Below are 16,975 nucleotides of genomic sequence, written 5' to 3'. Positions count from 1 at the left end.
TGGGGAGGAAGGCGGAGGCTAGCGGTAACCACCGACAGTCGCACGGACGGGCGGGGCCCCACCCGAACGTGTCAGGGACAATGGCGGGGTGGAGAGACCCCAGTTGATCGCGTCCGACGTCGACGGCACCCTGCTCGGCCCCTCCGAAACGCTCAGCGCCCGCACCATCGCGACCGTCCGGCGGGCGATCGAGGCGGGCGTGCCGTTCGTGCTGGCCAGCGGCCGGCCGCCGCGGTGGATCGCCCCGGTCGCGAAACCGCTCGAGCTGACCGGCTACGCCGTGTGCGCGAACGGCGCCGTGCTCTACGACTGCGGCCGCGAGGAGATCCTCGAGGTGCACGGCCTGCTCGCGCCCACGCTGCTGCACGACATCGCGCACGCCCTCGACAAGGCGCTGCCCGGCTGCCGGCTGGCCAGCGAGCGCGTCGCCACCGGCGCCGTCGACCACGACATGCGCAACTTCGTGATCGAGCCGGACTACCACAACCCGTGGGGCGACGGTGAGGGCCGGACCGCGCCGCGGGCCGAGGTGCTCGGGCACCCGGCGATCAAGCTGCTGGTCAGCCACCGCGGGATGGCGTCCGAGGAGATGGCCGACGCGGTGAACGCGCTGTTCGACCGCGAGGTCGACGTCACGTACTCGTCGTCCGGCGGCCTGGTCGAGCTGTCGGCGCACGGCATCACGAAGGCGACCGGGCTGGCCGACCTCGCGCGCCGCCTGGACGTCGACCCGGAGCGGGTGATCGCGTTCGGCGACATGCCGAACGACGTCGAGATGCTGCGCTGGGCCGGCCACGGCGTCGCGATGGAGAACGGGCACCCGCAGGTGCTCGCGGTGGCCGACGAGGTCACCGGCCCGGCCGGCGAAGACGGCGTCGCGCAGGTGCTCGAGCGCTGGTTCTGACCCGTCTGGCGGGGGTCCGGTGTCAGCGGCGGTCGAGCTCGGCCGCTTCGGCCGGGGTCGGTGCCGTGCCGCCCAGGTGGGCGGGCAGCCACCAGCGTTCCTCGTCGGACGCGGGCTGGTCCGGGTAGTCGGCCTGGGCCCGTTCGAGCAGCGCGCTCATCCGGGTGCGCAGCTCCTTCGTGACGACGTCCCAGTCGTCGCCCTTGGCCGGGTGCATCGGCTCGCCGATGAGGATCGAGACCGGCACGTGCCGCCGGGTCAGGTCCTTGGGGCGGCCCTTCGTCCAGAGCCGCTGGGTGCCCCACAGCGCCATCGGGATGACCGGGACGTTCGCCGCCGCGGCCATCCGGACGGCGCCCGACTTGATCTCCTTGACGGTGAACGACCGGCTGATCGTCGCTTCCGGGAAGACGCCGACGACCTCGCCGGCCTGCAGCTTTTCGAGCGCCTCGCGGTAGGAGGCGAGACCGGCGGAGCGGTCCACCGAGATGTGGTGCATCCCGCGCATCAGCGGCCCGGCGATCTTGTTGTCGAAGATCTCCTTCTTCGCCATGAACCGCGTCAGCCGCTTGGCCGGGCGCGCGCCGAGGCCGCAGAAGATGAAGTCCAGGTAGCTGACGTGGTTGCACGCGATGACCGCGCCGCCGCGGCGCGGGATGTGCTCCGCGCCCTCGACCCGGATGCGGTTGTCGAGCACGCGGAACATCGTCCGGGCCGCGGCGATCACGGGCGGGTACACGAAGTCGGCCATCGCGCCAGGTTACGCGACCGTAGGTTACGCGCGGCTGTTCAGCGGTGAAGGACACACGGCCAGTACCACGGCCAGCAGGAGCGTGAACAGCGCGACCGACTGGTGCTTGACGCCTTCGATGCCGTCGCCCAGCGCCGCGGTCCCGAACTGCGTCAGCGACACGGCGAGCAGGAAAGCCAGCACCACACCGAGCGGACTTCGTCGGTGGAACCAGGCCCGGAGCAGCACGAACAGCCAGATCGGCGCCAGCGCGAACAGCCCGAGCGGGGCGAGCAGGCCGGTCAGCCACGACACGACCGGCACCCGGTGCTCCTGCGCGTGCGGCGCGAAGCCGGCGTCCTGGTCGAAGCTGCCGAGGTAGTCCGGCCGGGCGGTCAGCTGGTCGGTCGCGGCCCGGTTCAGGACTTCGAGGGTCCGGCCCGGGTGGCTCGCGAAGTAGCCGAGGACGTTCGGCCGGCTCATCAGCTCGCGGTAGCGCGGGTAGAGCGGGTCGATCCGGGCCGGGTGCGGGTGCCACCAGCCGTTGCCCGCGTACTGCGCGAACGACGGCGGCAGGCCGAGCGCGGCCAGGTCGGCCTGGGTGTCGTGTTCGCCGTCGACGATGTTGAGGAAGATCGAGTTGAACATGTTGATCTCGCGCGAATCGTCCCCGGGGAACTCGGTGTACGTGCCGTCGGGGGCGAGCGCGGGTTCGACGCTCCGCTGCGCCGAGAGCGTCACGACGCCGACGGCGCCGATGACGAGCACGGCGGCCGCCCACCGCTTGGCCCCGCGCAGCGTCCCCGGCCGGACCAGCAGCACCGCGAGCGCGAGGATCGGCAGGATGATCAGCGTCTGCACCTTGGCGTTGACCGCCAGGACGCCGCCGGCGAACGTGACCGCCATGCCCGCGTAGCTCCACCAGCCTTCGCGCGCGGTCAGCAGGAGACCGCCGACGGCGAGCAGCAGGCCGAGGAAGGCCGCGCCCTCACCGAGGATCGCGGCGAAGTACCCGAAGAACGCCGAGTCGGCGACGACCAGCAGGAGCCCGGCCGCGACCGTCAGCCGGACGCGCCGGGCGTAGGGCAGGCCGAGCACGATCGCGGTCACGGCGGCCGCGGCGATGACGCTGCTCAGCAGGCCCAGCACGACCAGGCTCAGCGTCCCGTGCAGGCCGGTCAGCCGGCCGATCCGGACGGCCAGCTCCGCGAGCCAGCTCTGCGTCAGCAGGTACGTCGGCCGGCACGGCGGCGTCCCCGGCGCGGGCGTGTAGGCGAGGTGGACGAACGGCTCGGGCAGGCCCTTCCAGGTGATCCCGGCGCCGCAGAGCACGCGGCCACCGTCGCCGTTGTTGGACATCGCGATCGGCCTCGGCACCAGGAACCGCAGCACGAACAGGGCGAGCGACGCGCCGAACACCCCGGCCCCGAGCCTCGCTTCGGCGGGCAGCCGCCGCTCCGGGGCCTCGAGCTTCACGTAGGACAGGGTACGTAGCGGAAGTCCGGGCCCTTGTCGAGGTCGGCGACCACGGACTTCGCCTGTTCGGCGCGCGGGTACACGGCGACCCAGTACGGCGTGCCGACGCGGCGGAACGTCGCAACCTGGTACTGGCCCGCGTAGACCGGGTCGATGGCGCAGTGCTGGCGGTCGGCGTAGCCGCCGTCGCCCGGCACGGCGACGGTCGGGCGGCGGCCGTTGACGACGTAGTCGTAGTCGGTCGAGACGCCGTCTTCGTGGCGCCCTTCGCGGGCGATGTGGTCGTCGGTGCGGCCGAGGACGTCGATGATGAGCAGCTGGCTGCCGTGTTCGGCGAGCGCGCCGGGCGCGGCGCCGCTGACCACGGACCCGGGCGGCAGGTACTCGCCGAGCCAGCCGCCGATCTCGGCGAGCTGGGTGCCGTTCGCGCGCCAGTCGCGCACGCGGTCGAGCATTTCGGGGCTGAACACCGACACAAGTACCGCGATCCCGGCCAGCCCGCACGCGGTCACCGGGACCAGCCGGGTCGCGACGGGCCACGACTTCGGCGACGGCGCCGGCCTGGCCTCGACGTCCGCGGTGAGCACGCCGTAGGTGGCGACGGACGCGACAGCGAGCAGCGGTGGCACCGGGGCGAGCAGCCGCCACGACGGGCCGGGGTCCCCGCCGATCAGCACCGCCGCGGCCGCGAGCGCGAGCGCCGTCGCGAACAGGAGCCAGATCAGGGCCCGCGCCTCGCCGGCCGAGCCGCGCCGCAGCAGGAGCGCGACCGCGGCGACCAGCCCGAGCAGCAGGAAGCCCTGGTGGGCCAGCGCGAACCCGGACAGGTACGGCCAGCCGGTGCCGACCGTCGCGTCGAACCCGGCACCGAGCTTCGCGGCCAGCGGCGCGGGCAGGTAGTGCTGGTAGAACGTCATCCGCCAGGCCAGCCGCGGGATCAGGAACACCAGCGCGCCGAGCAGGTAGCCGGCCGGCGCCCACCAGCTGTGCTGCTTCTTCGCGGCGGCACCGGCCAGCCAGAGCCCGGCCAGCACGGCCACGACGAGCCCTTCCGGGCTGGTCATCACAGCGAACGCGACCAGCACCCCGGCCACGACCGGGCGGCGCGCGGCGAGCGAGTAGCCGACGGCGAGGACGATCAGCACGAAGAGCGGGACCTCGGAGCCGGACGGCCCGTAGACGGCCAGGCCGCCCGCGCTCGCCGTGAGCACCGCGGCGGCGACGCCGAGCGCGGCGCGCGGCTCGGTGCCCGCCGGCGTGGCCGCGGCGACGATCCGGTTGACCAGGAAGTACGCGAGCAGCACGCAGCCGAGCGCCGAGACGACCCCGAACACGACGGCGGCGGTGTGGACGTCCGCGCCGAACGCCGCGCGCGGCAGGGCGATCAGCACCAGCCAGAAGAAGTTCGTGTAGCCCTCGACGCGTTCGCCGGGGTTGAAGACGGGGCCGTTGCCGTCGGCGATGTTCTGCGCGTACCGGAAGGACACCAGCGCGTCCTCGGTGACGGTCGCGAACAGCAGCTGGTGCAGCAGCGAGAGCCCGAGGGTGAGCGCGAGGACCGTGCCGCGCCAGCCGCGCTCGGCGTCGAGGCGGGCCCAGGAGAGGACCACGATCGCGGCGAGGACGAGCCACGCCACCACGACCGCGTAGACCACCCGTCCCCCTCACGTCGTCTCCGCGTTTTCCCCGAGTTGTCCCGTGCACCCGAAAAAACCGAAGATCGCTTACTGCGCGTTAGTCAATCAGGAAATTACCTCCGCCAATATAACCCGATCGAGTGGCGATCACGACAGTCCAAGTAACGTCGTGAAATTGGCTGATCAGCGGCCTCACCCCGCGCCCGCCGCCCGATCTTCGGCGGCTTACTCTCACGCGTGCTTTCCGTCAGTACCGCCATTGTCGTCATCGCCGTCCCGGGACTGGTGATCGGTCTCGCCGTCGGTTTGCGCGGCTGGGCCCTGGCCGGGCTGGCGCCCTTGCTGAGCTACGCGATCGGCGGGCTGACCGGACCCTGGACCGCGGCGCTGGGATTGCCCTTCAACCCGTTGACCTACGCGCTTTCCACCGTCGTTTTCGCCGCGGTCGCGTTCGGGATCAGGAAGCTGGCGGTGCAGCGCCGGCCGCCGGAGCCCGAGCCCGGCCTGTGGGCGCGCAGCGGGCACTTCGCGGTCGTGGCGTGCCTGCTCGTCGCGGCCGCCACCGGCCTGTCCGCCGCATTGCTCGGGATGGGCGCGCTGGGCGCGCTGCCGCAGGGGTTCGACGCGGTTTACCACGGCAACGCGGTCCGCTACATCGCCGACACCGGCGACGGCGGCCTGTTCGGCACCGGCCACGTGAACTGGTACGGCGACGCGGCGCCGGTGTTCTACCCGAACGCCTACCACCTGCTGGCGTCGGTGACCCACCGGCTGAGCGAGGCGTCGATCCCGGAGACGCTGGACGCGAACACCGTGCTGCTGCCGGGCCTGCTCGCACTGTCGCTGGTGACGCTGGTGCGGCAGTTCCGCGGCCGCGCGGTGCTGGCCGGCGCGGTGGCGCTGACGGCGGTGGCGCCGGTGATGGGCGTCTACGAGTCGATGGACCGCGGCCCGCTGCTGCCGTTCGCGCTGGGGGTGGCGCTGACGCCGCTGGGCGCGGTGGCGCTGCACCGGTACCTGGAGCGGGCCGCGCTCGACACGGGGTTCGTGCTGGTGCTGGCCGCGGTGGGCCTGCTGTGCGTCCACTCGTCGACGCTGTTCGGCGGGATCCTGTTCGCCGGGCCGCTGCTGGTGCAGCGCTGGCTCACGGGGTGGCGCCGGATCGGCCGCGACCTGCTCGCGCTGCTGCCGATCGCGCTGGTGTCGCTGGTGGTGGCGTGGCTGCAGCTGTCCGGCGCGCTGGGCCTGGCGAGGGGCGCGGTGCCGTACTACGGCTGGCCGAGCGAGTACCGCGCGTCGACGGCGCTGGGGGCGCTGCTGGGGTTCCAGCACTTCGAGCCGCACCCGCAGGTGTGGCTGTCGGTGGCGCTGTTCCTGGGGATCGTGTTCTTCGCGCGGGCGGGCGCGCTGCGCTGGATCGGCCTGACGGCGGCGGTGACGGGCCTGGCGTACATCGCGGTCGCGTCGTCGAACGCCCCGATCGTGATGGCCCTGTCCCGGCCCTGGTGGGACGACCCGTACCGCTTCTTCTCGATGGCGGCGATCCCCTTGTCCGTGCTGGCCGCGCACGGTCTGGCGTCGACGCAGGCGTGGCTGCGCGACCGGCTGCCCGCCCGGATCCCGGCGGCCGCCGTGGCGGTGGTGGTGCTGCTCGGGTTCGCGGGGCTGTCGAACGGGCTGTACGTCCGCTCCAACGGCGCCCGCGTGTACACCGGTTACCAGGCGGCGGACCCGGCGAAGCTGCGCACGACGCCCGGCGAGGTGGCCGCGATGGAGAAGCTCGGCGAACTGGCCGCGCCCGGTGAATGGGCGATGAACGACCGCTTCGACGGAACAGCGTGGACTTATGCGTTGTCGGGTATTCGCACGGTCGCCGGGCATTTCGACGAAACTTTGCCACCGGCGGACGCGCGGTTGCTCGCGGACCGCTTTCGCGATTACGAGAGCGACCCCGGCGTGCGGGCCGCGGTCCGGCGGTTGAACATCCATTGGGTGATTCTCGGCAAACCCTCGACCGAGCCCGGAAAGCCTTATCAGGCCGGGCTGATCGGATTGGCGGGCGAGCCGTTCCTGAAGGAGGCTTTCCACAACCCGGACGCGGTGATCTACCGGCTCGTGGGGTGATGCGGGCCGAGTTGTCCACATGTGCGTAAGCCCTGTGGACAACCTGTGGGCAACCCCGGCCAGGCCGGCAGCGGCGGCGCCGCGGGGAGGTCAGGCGGGGTGGTGCGGGCCGCGGCCGGGCGGGTCCGGGGGTGGGGGCCCTGGTCAGGCGGTGGCCGTCGCCGGGCGGGTCGAGCGGGCCGCTACCGCGGCGATGCCCGCCGTCAGGAGGTCGGCCACCGTGAACATCACCCGGGAGGCCACCGCGAACGCCGTGGCCTGGCCGACCGTCAGGCCGCTTGCCGTCAGGACCGCTACCTGGGCCACCTCGCGGACGCCCACTCCGCTGGGGAGGATGAACGCGAACGTGCCCACCGTCATCGCCACGGCCATCGCGCCCACGCAGAGGACGAAGCCGCTGAAGCCCGGGGTGCCCACCGAGTTGGCCAGGAGCCACAGGTGGATGCCCTGGAGGCACCAGGCGGCCGTCGAGGCGCCGAAGACCTTGCCGACCACCTTCCAGCCCAGGGGGTGGGCCAACGGGGGACGGCGGAGGATGCGGAGCACCAGCGACGTGCCCCACGTGAGGATCTTCGGGTGCAGCATCGCCAGGCCGACCGGGATCAGCACGAACAGCCACAGCGCGCGCGGGCTGTTGCTGAACACCGCCGGCGCCGCCAGGAGCGACACCACCAGCGCCGACACCACGCCCACGCCCAGCTGGATCAGCGAGCCCGTGAAGATCCGGGCGCGCGCCAGGCCGGCCTTGCGGCCCAGCTCCATCTGCAGCAGGTACGCCCAGACCGAGCCCGGGACGTACTTGCCCAGCGAGCCGACCAGGCAGATCTGCGCTCCCCTGGCGTAGCCGATCGGCTTGCCCAGGTCGTCGACCATCGCCTGCCAGCCCCAGGTCGACACCATGATCGCCGCGACCAGGGCGAGCAGGCTCAGCAGCGACGACTGCCAGGCGACGTCGTGCAGGGTGTGCCAGAACTCGCCCCAGTTCGAGGCGAGCTGCTTGGCCGCGAAGCCGATGACCAGCAGGATCGCGACCCATCTGACGACGTCGAGGACCTTCGCCTTGGCGGACTTCGGCGGCTTGCCGGCGGCCGGCAGGTCCTCAACGGTCGTCATCGACGCAACTCCTCAGGCCTGGACCGTGACCAGGCGGCTGAACTCGGAGAGCAGATCGTAACCGTCCCAGACCGCCGAGAACGTCAGGGCGCTGCCGAACGGCACGATCCGGTCGACTCCGCGGCCGGCCAGCTCGTGCGCGAACGCCGTGAGCTCCTCGGCGCTGAAGCCGAATTGGCTGACCGTCTGGTCCTTGCGGAGGACGATCGGCACCAGGTCGGACAAAGTGGACACCCGCGCGTTCGCGAAGGTGCCCGCGCCGAGCCACTCGCGCGGCAGCACCGCCGGGTCGGCCAGCTCGAGGGTCGCCAGGCCGTTGCCCTGGAACGCGATCTCCTTGACCACGCCGTCGACCGCCGCGCCGTACGCCGAGACGCGCTTCTGGACAGCCATCGCCGGCTCGGTGACGTGCTGCTTCGTCTCCAGCACCGCGGCCAGCAGCGTCCGGAACTCGCTCCCCGCGGCCCGGGCACCGGCCTCGTCGCCGACCCAGAACACCGCGCGCGGTGACGAGCAGGCGGCCTGGTCGAACCAGTACGAGTCGTTGTAGAAGCCCTCGGCGGCCGCGCGGCGCTCCGCTTCGGACGCCCGCTGCCAGCCGGCCACCGACGCGACGGCGAACGACGAGCGGTCCGGGAACGTCAGGTCACGCGCGTGCGGCGCGAGCGGGTACTTGCGCAGGGCCGCGACCGAGCCGTCGCCGCCCCAGATGACGCGCAGGTCGGCGGCCAGCGACAGGGCGCCGCTCACCTCGTCGCTGCGGTCGTAGGTCACCATCCGCTGGGTCGCCCGGACCACGTCCGCCACCGATGGGTCCACTTCGGACAACGCCGCGTTCAGCGCGTCCAGCACCGCCTCCGCGGCACCCGCCGAGCGGGACGAGACCCGCACGACGTTGTGGTTGCCCGCCAGCGCCGAGAGCGCCCACGAGTAGACGAAGATCGTGTCGACGTTGGCCGGCGGCACGTGGAACACCAGGCCGCGCGGGAACCGCAGCGCGTGGCCCGAAGTGTCCAGTGTGGACAGCGCCTTCGCGATTTCACCCTTGCGCAGGAAGAAGCCGAGCGACGCCAGCTCCGGGAACCGGCGCGCGGTGGCCGGGGCCAGCAGCTTGCGGGCGAACTTCGTGACGAACTCGACGATCCGCGGGTCACCGACGCGCAGCCGGCCGCCGGGCGGCGACGCGCGCAGCTCGTCGACCAGGTCGGTCGCGGAAACGGAAGGAGCAGCGGGAAAACGCTGGGTCAGGGTGGTCACGCCGCCGCTCCCGAGAAGGTGTCCGAACAGCCGCGAGCCTCGGCCTTGGGCAGCCGGCCCAAAACGGAGAAGTGCTTGCCGGGCCAGTCGCCGTCGTCGATCCCGTTGTAGACGCCGAGGTCCTCGGTCAGCAGCACGTGCCCCGGGTACGACCGCGGCAGCGTCGAGACGACCTCGATCACGCCCGGCTCCCCGACCGGCTGCTCTTCCCACGTCTCCGGGTTCCGGATCACGACGTCGGCGAAGTCCGGGCAGTACAGCGAGTTGCCGGACGGGCCTTCGAGGAACACGGTGCCGATCTGCTCGATCATCCCGTAGTAGTTGTGGATCCGCGTCAATCCGGTGTCTTCCTTGAACCGGCGCCGGAACTCGGTGTTGTCGACCGCGCGGTCGATCAGCTTCTTCCAGCCACCGGAGTGGACGAGGATGCCGTTCGACAGGTCCAGGCCGTGGTCGCGGGCGACCTCGTAGAGGAACTGCCACACCATGAACGTGAAGCCGAAGATCAGGAAGGGCTTGTCGCCGTACTCGGCCAGGAACTCCTTGACCGCCTCGACGTCCGGCTGGTCGTTCTCGTCGAGCACGTACGTGTGCTTGCGGCCGAAGTTCGCCATGCCCAGCACGCCCGCGCCGCGCGCGGAGAACGAGCGGCGGTTCTTGATGATGCCGATGGTGTCGACCATCAGCATCGGCAGCCGCTCGCCGCCGAGGACCTCCTGCAGGGTCGCGCCGAGCTGCTTGGTCTGCGCGCCCGCCGCCTCCTTGTCCAGGTAGATCCGCGACGCGCCGGCGCCGGTGGTGCCCGACGACGTCAGCGTCTTGAAGACCTCGCTGTCCGGCACGGACTTGAGGTCGTGCGTCTTGAACATCCGCACCGGCAGCCACGGCAGGTCCGCGATCGACGCAAAAGCAGCGTCCGGCGCGATTCCCAGCGACGACAGGATCCGTTCGTAGCCTTCGGAGTTCGCCCGGTGGTGTGCGGTGAGCGCAGTGAGCTCGGGCAGCAGCAAGGCTTCCCGGTCGGCCTGCGACCGAGTGAACACACTCATACCCGCCCCTCCAAGGTCCGGTAGTCGATCTTGCCGCTGGCCAGTAGCGGCACGGTTTCGATCGGGCGCACGTCGAACCCGCTCGTGTGCAGGTGCAGCCGCTCGGACAGCGCCCGTGACGCGTCCTTGCAGATGTCGGAGTCGACGCCCTCGGCGAACAGCACCACCTTGTCGCCGGCGGGCACCGCCGCCACCACGTCGATCCCGACCGCCGCCGTGCGCACGGCTTGCTCGAGGTCGTCGAGGCTGACGCGGTTGCCGAACACCTTGCCGATGCGCTTGAGCCGGCCGGTGATGAACAGGTACCCCTCTTCGTCGAGGTACCCGAGGTCACCGGTGGCGAGCACACCGCCGAATTCGTCGCCCTTGGCCAGGCCGGACTCGTCGTCCGCGTAACCCAGCATCACATTGGGCCCACGGTAGACGACCTCACCGACAATTTTCGGGTGCGTGGTCTCCGACCCGTCGTCCCGGCGGACCGCGAACTTCCCGCCCGGCAGCGCCGGCCCGGCGGAACCGAGCTTTTCGGCCAGCCGTTCCGCGGGCACGGTCGTCATCCGCGGCGAGGCCTCGGTCTGGCCGTACATGACGTACATCCGGCCGCCGACGGCGAGCATCTTCTCGTTGAACTCGGTGATCAGCTCGTCGCGCAGCTTCCCGCCGGCCTGCGTCAGCGTGCGCAGCGTCGGGTACTTCGCGGGGTCGAACTTGAGCCGCCGCAGCATTTCGTAGTGGTACGGGACACCCGAAAGCGACGTGACGCCGTAGGTGTTCACCGCGTCCCAGAACCCGCGGCCGAGCACGCCGGAGGGCTCGATGACGATCGTCGCGTCGCGCACCAGGTGCGAGTTCAGCACCGAGAGGCCGTAGCTGTAGTGCAGCGGCAGGCAGGTGGGCGCGACCTCGTCGGAGTCGATGTGCAGCACCTGCGCGATGGCGTCGGCGTTGGCCAGGATCGCCTGCCGCGAGAGCCGCACGAGCTTCGGGTTGCCGGTGGACCCGCTGGTCGGCAGCAGGACGGCGAGATCGGGGTGCGGCCGGACACCGTCGGCGGAGTCGCGGACCCAGTCGTCGCCGCGCACCGAATACCCGTCGGGCGCGTCGCCCGAGGCCGACAGCACCGCCGCCGGCCGGAAGCGCGAGACCAGCCCGGCCAGCACGTCGACGTCCAGCGCCGGGTCGATCAGCGCGATCGCCCGGCCGGATTCGAACGCGCCGAGGTAGGTCAGCACGCTGGGCAGGTCGATCGACATCCGCGCGAAGACGACGCCGACCGGCAGCGCGGCCAGCTCGTCCATCCGCCGGCCGACCTCGGCCGACAGTTCCGCGCCCGCCAGCGTGCGGCCCCCGGCCACATCGACCAGCCGGGCTCCCGCACCCAACAGCGTCACAACACCAAGCCTCCGTCGACGCCCAGCACCTGACCGGTGATGAAGGACGCTTCATCACTCACCAGGAACCGGATCGCGTTCGCCACTTCTTCCGCGCGGCCGAGGCGCCCGAGCGGCGTCTTGCCGGCGTTTTCCGCCTTCGCGTCCTCGCTGAGGCCCGCGGTCAGGTCGGTTTCGATCACGCCCGGCGCGACCGCGTTGACGCGGATGCCGGACCGGCCGAGCTCCTTCGCCGCCGACTTCGCGATGTTCGCCACCGCCGCCTTCGACGCCGCGTACACCGTCTGGCCGGCGCTCCCCTGCTCGCCGACGATCGACGCGAGCACCACGATCGACCCGGTCTTCTTCCGCATCATCGCCCGGGCCGCGGCCTGGACGGTGTGCAGCGTGCCGGCGACGTTCGTGCTCAGCGTCGCGTCGACCAGCTCCTCGCGGATCATGCCGAGGAGCGCGTCTTCCATGATCCCGGCGTTCGCGACGACGACGTCGAGCTTGCCGTGCTCCTTCGCGACGCCCCTGACCAGCGACGACACCGCTTTGGCGTCGGTGACGTCGAGGGCGAGCCCGGAGGCCGCGCCCACCGAAGCGGCCGCCTCCTTGGCGCGGGCCTCGTCGCGGCCGGTCAGGACCACCGTCGCGCCCGCCTCGGCGAGCGCGCGGGCGGTGGCCAGGCCGATCCCCCGTGTGCCGCCGGTGACGAGCGCGACGCGACCGGAAAGATCAGTCATTCTTCGACTGGAGCTCGGTGACCATGTCCACGGCGACCTTGAAGCTCGACATGTCGATGACCTGGTCGGTGTCGAACTCGACGTCGAACTCGTCCTCGATGGCCGCGACCAGCGCCATGTGGCCGACCGAGTCCCACGCCTCGAGGTCGCGGTACTTCAGGTTCTCGACGTCCACGGTGTCTTCGAGGTCGAGCGCCTCGACGAAGACCTCGCGCAGCTTGGGGGCGACATCCGCCATGTTCGTGACTCCTAGTGCTCTTCGCGCGGGCGGGCGTCCCACGCCTTTACCAAGGTAGAGAGGTCTTCGGGCAGCGTGACGTCCGGGAGACCTTCCTTGCCCTTCAGCCACGGCCCGAGCGCCTCGACGGTCGCCTCGTCGAGCCCGCGGCGCGACAGGCCCACCACGTTGACGCCGGTGACGCGGGCCGGGTTGCCGACGGCGATGGTGAACGCGCCGATCTCGCGGCGCACCGCGGAGCCCATGCCGATCATCGCGCCCGGGCCGATCACGACCTTCTGGTGCAGGACCGCGCCCATGCCGAGGTTCGCGCCGTCCCAGATGTGGCAGTGGCCACCCGTGACGGCGTTGGAGGCGATCGTCACGGCGTCGCCGACCAGGCAGTCGTGCGCGATGTGGGAGTTGCGGAGGTAGTAGCCGTCGCTGCCGAGCGTCGTCGTCCGCCAGGTCCCTTGGTGGACACTCACGTACTCGCGGATCCGGTTGCGGCTGCCGATGACGACACCGTGTCCGTCGTGATCCGGATCACCGGTCGGGGCTTCTTCCCAGCCCGCGGGGTGGGGACGGCTGCGGTCCTCGCCGGGCGTGCCGATCGTCACGTGCGGGCCGATCCAGTTGCCGTCGCCGACGCGGAGGGGACCCACCAGCACCGCGAACGGCCCGATGACGTTGTCCTCGCCGAGTTCGACGCCTTCGCCGATGACGGCGGTCGGGTGGATGCGGTTGGCCACGGGTGGTCGTCCGTTCGTCGGCGGCTGGGTACTGGGCGTGCTACCGCGCCCGGTAACGTGTGGCCCGCGTTGCTGCAGGGCGGCCGGGCGCAGAACCGGCGGCCCACTGTACCGGACGCGCCGAAATCGCCTGCCGAGAGAGACTGCCCATGATCCCCATCACCGTGGTCGACGTTCGCGACGCGGAGGACCTCGTCGTCGAGGTGCTGCGCTCCGGCGCCATCGCACAGGGACCGATGGTCAAGCGCTTCGAAGACGCCTTCGCGGCCGTCTCCGGGACCAAGCACGCGATCGCGGTCAACAACGGGACCACCGCGCTGGTCGCCGCCATCCAGGTCCTCGACCTGAAGCCGGGCGACGAGGTCATCACCTCGCCGTTCACCTTCGTCGCGACGCTGAACGCGATCCTGGAAGCCGGCGCGACCGTGCGGTTCGCCGACATCCGGCGCGACGACTTCGCGATCGACCCCGACGCCGTCGCGGCCGCCGTCACCGACCGCACCAAGGTGCTCATGCCGGTGCACCTCTACGGCCAGACCGCGGACATGGGCAAGCTCGCCCCGCTGGCCGCCGAGCACGGCCTCCAGGTGATCGAGGACTCGGCGCAGGCCGTCGGGGCGTCGTTCGAGGGCAAGCAGGCCGGCTCGTTCGGCATCGGCTGCTTCTCGCTGTACGCGACGAAGAACATCACCACCGCCGAGGGCGGCGTCATCACGACGGACGACGACGCGCTGGCCGACAAGCTGCGCGTGCTGCGCAACCAGGGCATGCGCGCCCGCTACCAGTACGAGGTCGCCGGGCACAACTACCGGATGACCGACCTGCACGCCGCCGTCGGCATCCCGCAGCTGGCGAAGCTCGACCAGCTGACCGCCGCCCGCCAGGCCAACGCGAAGCGGCTCTCGGAGGGCCTCGCGGGCACGCCGGGCCTCGACGTCCCGAAGGTGCTGCCGGGCCGCGAGCACGTGTGGCACCAGTACACCGTGCTGGTCGGGCCGCACGCGTTCCTCTCGCGCGACGAGCTGGCCGCGGCGCTCACCGAGCGCGGTATCGGCAACGGCATCTACTACCCCAAGATCGTCTTCGACTACGACTGCTACGCGGGTCACGACCTGATCCCGGGCGCGCGCGTCGAAGACTTCCCGGTCGCGAAGGCCGTTTCGGAGCAGGCCCTTTCGCTGCCGGTGCACCCGCACCTGACCGAGTCCGACCTGGACACCATCATCGAAACCGTTCGCGAGGTACTGGGCGCATGACGCATCGGATCGCTCTTGTCGGTACCGGGAACATGGGTTCCCTCCACGCTCGCGTGCTCGCCGGGAACGAGCGCGTCGACCTGGTCCGCGTGATCGATCCGCGCGAGGAAGCGGGCAAGGCCGTCGCCGACCGCTACGAAACCCGGTGGACGCCGGAGATCGGCTCGCTGTCCGATGTGGACGCCGTCGTGCTGGCTTCGGCCACCGAGGCGCACCACGACCTGGCGCAGGAGATCCTCGGCCAGGGCAAGCCACTGCTGGTGGAAAAGCCGGTCTGCAACAGCTTCGAGAAGTCCCAGGAGATCGTCGGGCTGTCGGCGAAGAAGGACGTCCCGCTGATGTGCGGGCTCCTGGAGCGCTACAACCCGGCGGTGATGACCGCGCGGGCGCTGGTGCAGGAGCCGGTGCACCTGATGGCCCGCCGCCACGGCCCGTACGCGCCGCGCATCAAGACCGGCGTCGCCTGGGACCTCCTGGTGCACGACGTCGACCTGGCGATCCAGTTCTTCGGCGGCGCGACGCCTTCGCGCGTGACGTCCGGCGCGGGGTACTTCCACCCGTCGTCGGTCGACGGCGCCGAGGACACCATCGAGACGGTGCTGTCGTTCCCGACCGGCCTGGCCACGGTGTCGGCTTCGCGGCTGGGCCAGAAGAAGGTCCGCTCGCTGGTGGTCTCGGAGCTGGACCGGCTGATCGAGATCGACCTGCTGCGCCGCGACGTCACGATCTACCGGCACATCTCGCACGACTCGGTCACCCCGGACGGCCTCGGCTACCGGCAGCAGACGGTGATCGAGATCCCGGAGCTGGTCACCGCCCGCGAGCCGCTGGCGACGCAGCTGGACCGGTTCTGCGATCTGCTGGAGGGCAAGGTCGACGCGGATACCGAGCGCGACTTGATCCTGCCTTCGCACCACGTGGTGGAGCAGGTGCTCACGCAGGCCGCCGCCTAGCTCACCGGGGACGGGAACGCGGCCGGGCTTCGGCTGCCGTCGGGGCCCACCGCGCGGACGCCGAAGAAGACGTTGTCCTTGGACAGGTCGATCTTCGCCGTGCGGGCCGGGCCGACGTCGAGTGCGTGGGTCCAGTCCGGGGCCGTCGTCTCGCGCCAGAGGACCTCGTAGCCCGCCGCGCCCGGAGTCGCGTCCCAGAGCAGTTCCGAGTCGTTCGTCAGCGCCGCCGTGCGGATCTTCACGCCCTTCGGGGTGCCCGGGGCCGTCGCGAGGGACCACAACGCCGCGCCGTTGACCCGCGCGACCCGGGCGGTGAACGGGAAGTCGCAGAACTCCGGCAGGTCGCCGTACTGGACGCCGTTCTCCACGCGGACGTCCTGGTGCTGGTGCGCGAAGTCCTCGTTCGGCTCGGTGAAGCGCGCGGCCGGGTAGCCCTGCTCCAGGAAGCCGATGTGGTCGCCGCCGCGCAGGTAGCGGTCGCGGCGGTAGATCACCCGGACCGTCATGCCGGTCGCGTCGTTCTCCGCCACCGACTTCACGAACCGGGCCAGCTGCCGCGGCGGGGAGTCGTTCTCGCCGCCGATGCTGCGGCGCAGGTTCGCCTCGGCCGGCGTCTCCGCGGTCGGGACGCCCTCGGCGAACAGGCGGATCGTCGTCGGGTCGCGCGTGCCGTCGTCGGCGCGGCTCGACCCGACGATGTCGTCGGTGAACATCGCCTGGACGTCGGTGCCCGCCGCCTTGAACTGCTGCGCCATGAACCGCGAGCCGTACAGGCCCTGTTCCTCGCCCGCGACGGCGGCGAAGACGATCGTCGCCGCCGGTTGCCGCGTCGAGAGCACCCGCGCCAGCTCCAGCGCGACCGCCACGCCCGACGCGTCGTCGTCCGCGCCCGGCGCGTCCCCGGTGAAGTCCATGACGTCGGTGCGGCGCGAGTCGTAGTGCCCCGAAACGACGTACACGCGGCCCGGATCGCTCGAGCCGTGCAGCGTCGCGACGACGTTGGTGATCGTCGTCGGCACCGGGATCCGGTCGGCGGGCGGCTGGACGTAGGACTGCAGCTCGACGGTCAGCCGGCCGCCGGACGCGGCCGCGATCTGCTGGAACTGCGCGAACAGCCAGTCGCGCGCGGCGCCGATGCCGCGGACCGGGTCGTCCTGCGCCGACAGCGTGTGCCGGGTGCCGAACGCGGCCAGCCGCCGGACGGTCGCTTCGATCCGCCGTTCGTCGACCTGGCGGAGCAGGGCCCGCAGCTGGGGACCGGGACGCTGCGGGCGGACCGGGACGCCGGGCCCGCGGTCTCCAGGTTCGGCGGCACCGGCCGGGGCCGCGGACGCCGCCAGGCCGAGTGCGGCCGTCGCGGTGAGGAACGCTCGTCGAGAGGTCACGGT

At 71.5% G+C, this 16,975-nt stretch carries 15 protein-coding genes; 4 read left to right on the top strand and 11 right to left on the bottom strand.

The window, feature by feature from the left end; genetic code table 11:
* The first annotated feature begins 103 nt into the window (after positions 1–103).
* On the top strand, positions 104–904 hold the full coding sequence (locus ACLJQM_RS00310) for an HAD family hydrolase (protein ID WP_247025408.1): 801 nt from the start codon (positions 104–106) through the stop codon (positions 902–904).
* A gap of 22 nt (positions 905–926) precedes the next feature.
* On the opposite strand, the gene ACLJQM_RS00305 is transcribed toward ACLJQM_RS00310, so the two are convergent.
* From ACLJQM_RS00305 to ACLJQM_RS00295, 3 genes are read right to left on the bottom strand one after another with little or no spacing between them, the layout of a single operon-like run.
* Complete coding sequence (locus tag ACLJQM_RS00305) at positions 927–1,655, bottom strand: lysophospholipid acyltransferase family protein (RefSeq protein ID WP_410629559.1); 729 nt, start codon at positions 1,653–1,655, stop codon at positions 927–929.
* Positions 1,656–1,679: 24 nt separating this feature from the next.
* Complete coding sequence (locus tag ACLJQM_RS00300) at positions 1,680–3,110, bottom strand: hypothetical protein (protein WP_410629557.1); 1,431 nt, start codon at positions 3,108–3,110, stop codon at positions 1,680–1,682.
* A complete protein-coding gene (locus ACLJQM_RS00295; RefSeq protein ID WP_410629555.1) occupies positions 3,107–4,765 on the bottom strand; it encodes a hypothetical protein in 1,659 nt (552 codons plus the stop codon). Before ACLJQM_RS00295 ends, ACLJQM_RS00300 begins: the two co-directional genes overlap by 4 nt.
* 219 nt (positions 4,766–4,984) lie before the next feature.
* On the opposite strand from ACLJQM_RS00295, the gene ACLJQM_RS00290 reads away from it, so the two are divergent.
* A complete protein-coding gene (locus tag ACLJQM_RS00290) occupies positions 4,985–6,871 on the top strand; it encodes a DUF6541 family protein (protein ID WP_410629553.1) in 1,887 nt (628 codons plus the stop codon).
* Positions 6,872–7,015: 144 nt separating this feature from the next.
* Here the strand turns inward: ACLJQM_RS00290 and ACLJQM_RS00285 are convergent, their stop codons facing one another.
* Genes ACLJQM_RS00285 through ACLJQM_RS00255 form a run of 7 tightly spaced genes read right to left on the bottom strand, consistent with a single transcriptional unit; the run spans position 7,016 to position 13,378 of the window.
* A complete protein-coding gene (locus ACLJQM_RS00285; RefSeq protein ID WP_247015874.1) occupies positions 7,016–7,984 on the bottom strand; it encodes a lysylphosphatidylglycerol synthase transmembrane domain-containing protein in 969 nt (322 codons plus the stop codon).
* Between the two features lie 12 nt (positions 7,985–7,996).
* A complete protein-coding gene (locus ACLJQM_RS00280; protein WP_247015876.1) occupies positions 7,997–9,241 on the bottom strand; it encodes an acyl-CoA reductase in 1,245 nt (414 codons plus the stop codon).
* Positions 9,238–10,290, bottom strand: coding sequence for an acyl-protein synthetase (locus ACLJQM_RS00275; protein WP_410629551.1), 1,053 nt, complete (start codon positions 10,288–10,290; stop codon positions 9,238–9,240). Before ACLJQM_RS00275 ends, ACLJQM_RS00280 begins: the two co-directional genes overlap by 4 nt.
* Entirely contained in the window at positions 10,287–11,681 is a 1,395-nt protein-coding gene (locus tag ACLJQM_RS00270) for an AMP-binding protein (RefSeq protein WP_410629549.1), read from the bottom strand. The genes ACLJQM_RS00275 and ACLJQM_RS00270 overlap by 4 nt, the downstream gene beginning before the upstream one ends.
* On the bottom strand, positions 11,678–12,409 hold the full coding sequence (locus ACLJQM_RS00265; RefSeq protein WP_247015882.1) for an SDR family NAD(P)-dependent oxidoreductase: 732 nt from the start codon (positions 12,407–12,409) through the stop codon (positions 11,678–11,680). The genes ACLJQM_RS00270 and ACLJQM_RS00265 overlap by 4 nt, the downstream gene beginning before the upstream one ends.
* Positions 12,402–12,647 (bottom strand): acyl carrier protein, encoded by a 246-nt coding sequence (locus tag ACLJQM_RS00260; RefSeq protein ID WP_410629546.1) that lies wholly within the window; start codon positions 12,645–12,647, stop codon positions 12,402–12,404. Before ACLJQM_RS00260 ends, ACLJQM_RS00265 begins: the two co-directional genes overlap by 8 nt.
* 11 nt (positions 12,648–12,658) lie before the next feature.
* The gene (locus ACLJQM_RS00255; RefSeq protein ID WP_410629544.1) at positions 12,659–13,378 is read right to left on the bottom strand and encodes a UDP-N-acetylglucosamine acyltransferase; all 720 of its coding nucleotides are present in this window, start codon (positions 13,376–13,378) and stop codon (positions 12,659–12,661) included.
* A gap of 149 nt (positions 13,379–13,527) precedes the next feature.
* Between ACLJQM_RS00255 and ACLJQM_RS00250 the strand changes: the two genes are divergently transcribed.
* A complete protein-coding gene (locus tag ACLJQM_RS00250; protein ID WP_410629542.1) occupies positions 13,528–14,634 on the top strand; it encodes a DegT/DnrJ/EryC1/StrS family aminotransferase in 1,107 nt (368 codons plus the stop codon).
* Positions 14,631–15,587 (top strand): Gfo/Idh/MocA family protein, encoded by a 957-nt coding sequence (locus ACLJQM_RS00245; RefSeq protein ID WP_247015890.1) that lies wholly within the window; start codon positions 14,631–14,633, stop codon positions 15,585–15,587. Before ACLJQM_RS00250 ends, ACLJQM_RS00245 begins: the two co-directional genes overlap by 4 nt.
* Here ACLJQM_RS00245 and ACLJQM_RS00240 read toward each other — a convergent pair.
* The gene (locus ACLJQM_RS00240) at positions 15,584–16,972 is read right to left on the bottom strand and encodes a M20/M25/M40 family metallo-hydrolase (protein WP_410629540.1); all 1,389 of its coding nucleotides are present in this window, start codon (positions 16,970–16,972) and stop codon (positions 15,584–15,586) included. The genes ACLJQM_RS00245 and ACLJQM_RS00240 overlap by 4 nt on opposite strands.
* Positions 16,973–16,975 lie beyond the last annotated feature (3 nt).

Source organism: Amycolatopsis sp. cmx-4-83 (assembly GCF_046548815.1).
Lineage (GTDB): Bacteria > Actinomycetota > Actinomycetes > Mycobacteriales > Pseudonocardiaceae > Amycolatopsis > Amycolatopsis pretoriensis_A.
Note: the sequence above shows the minus strand (reverse complement) of the source record. Positions and strands in the feature narration are given on the sequence as shown.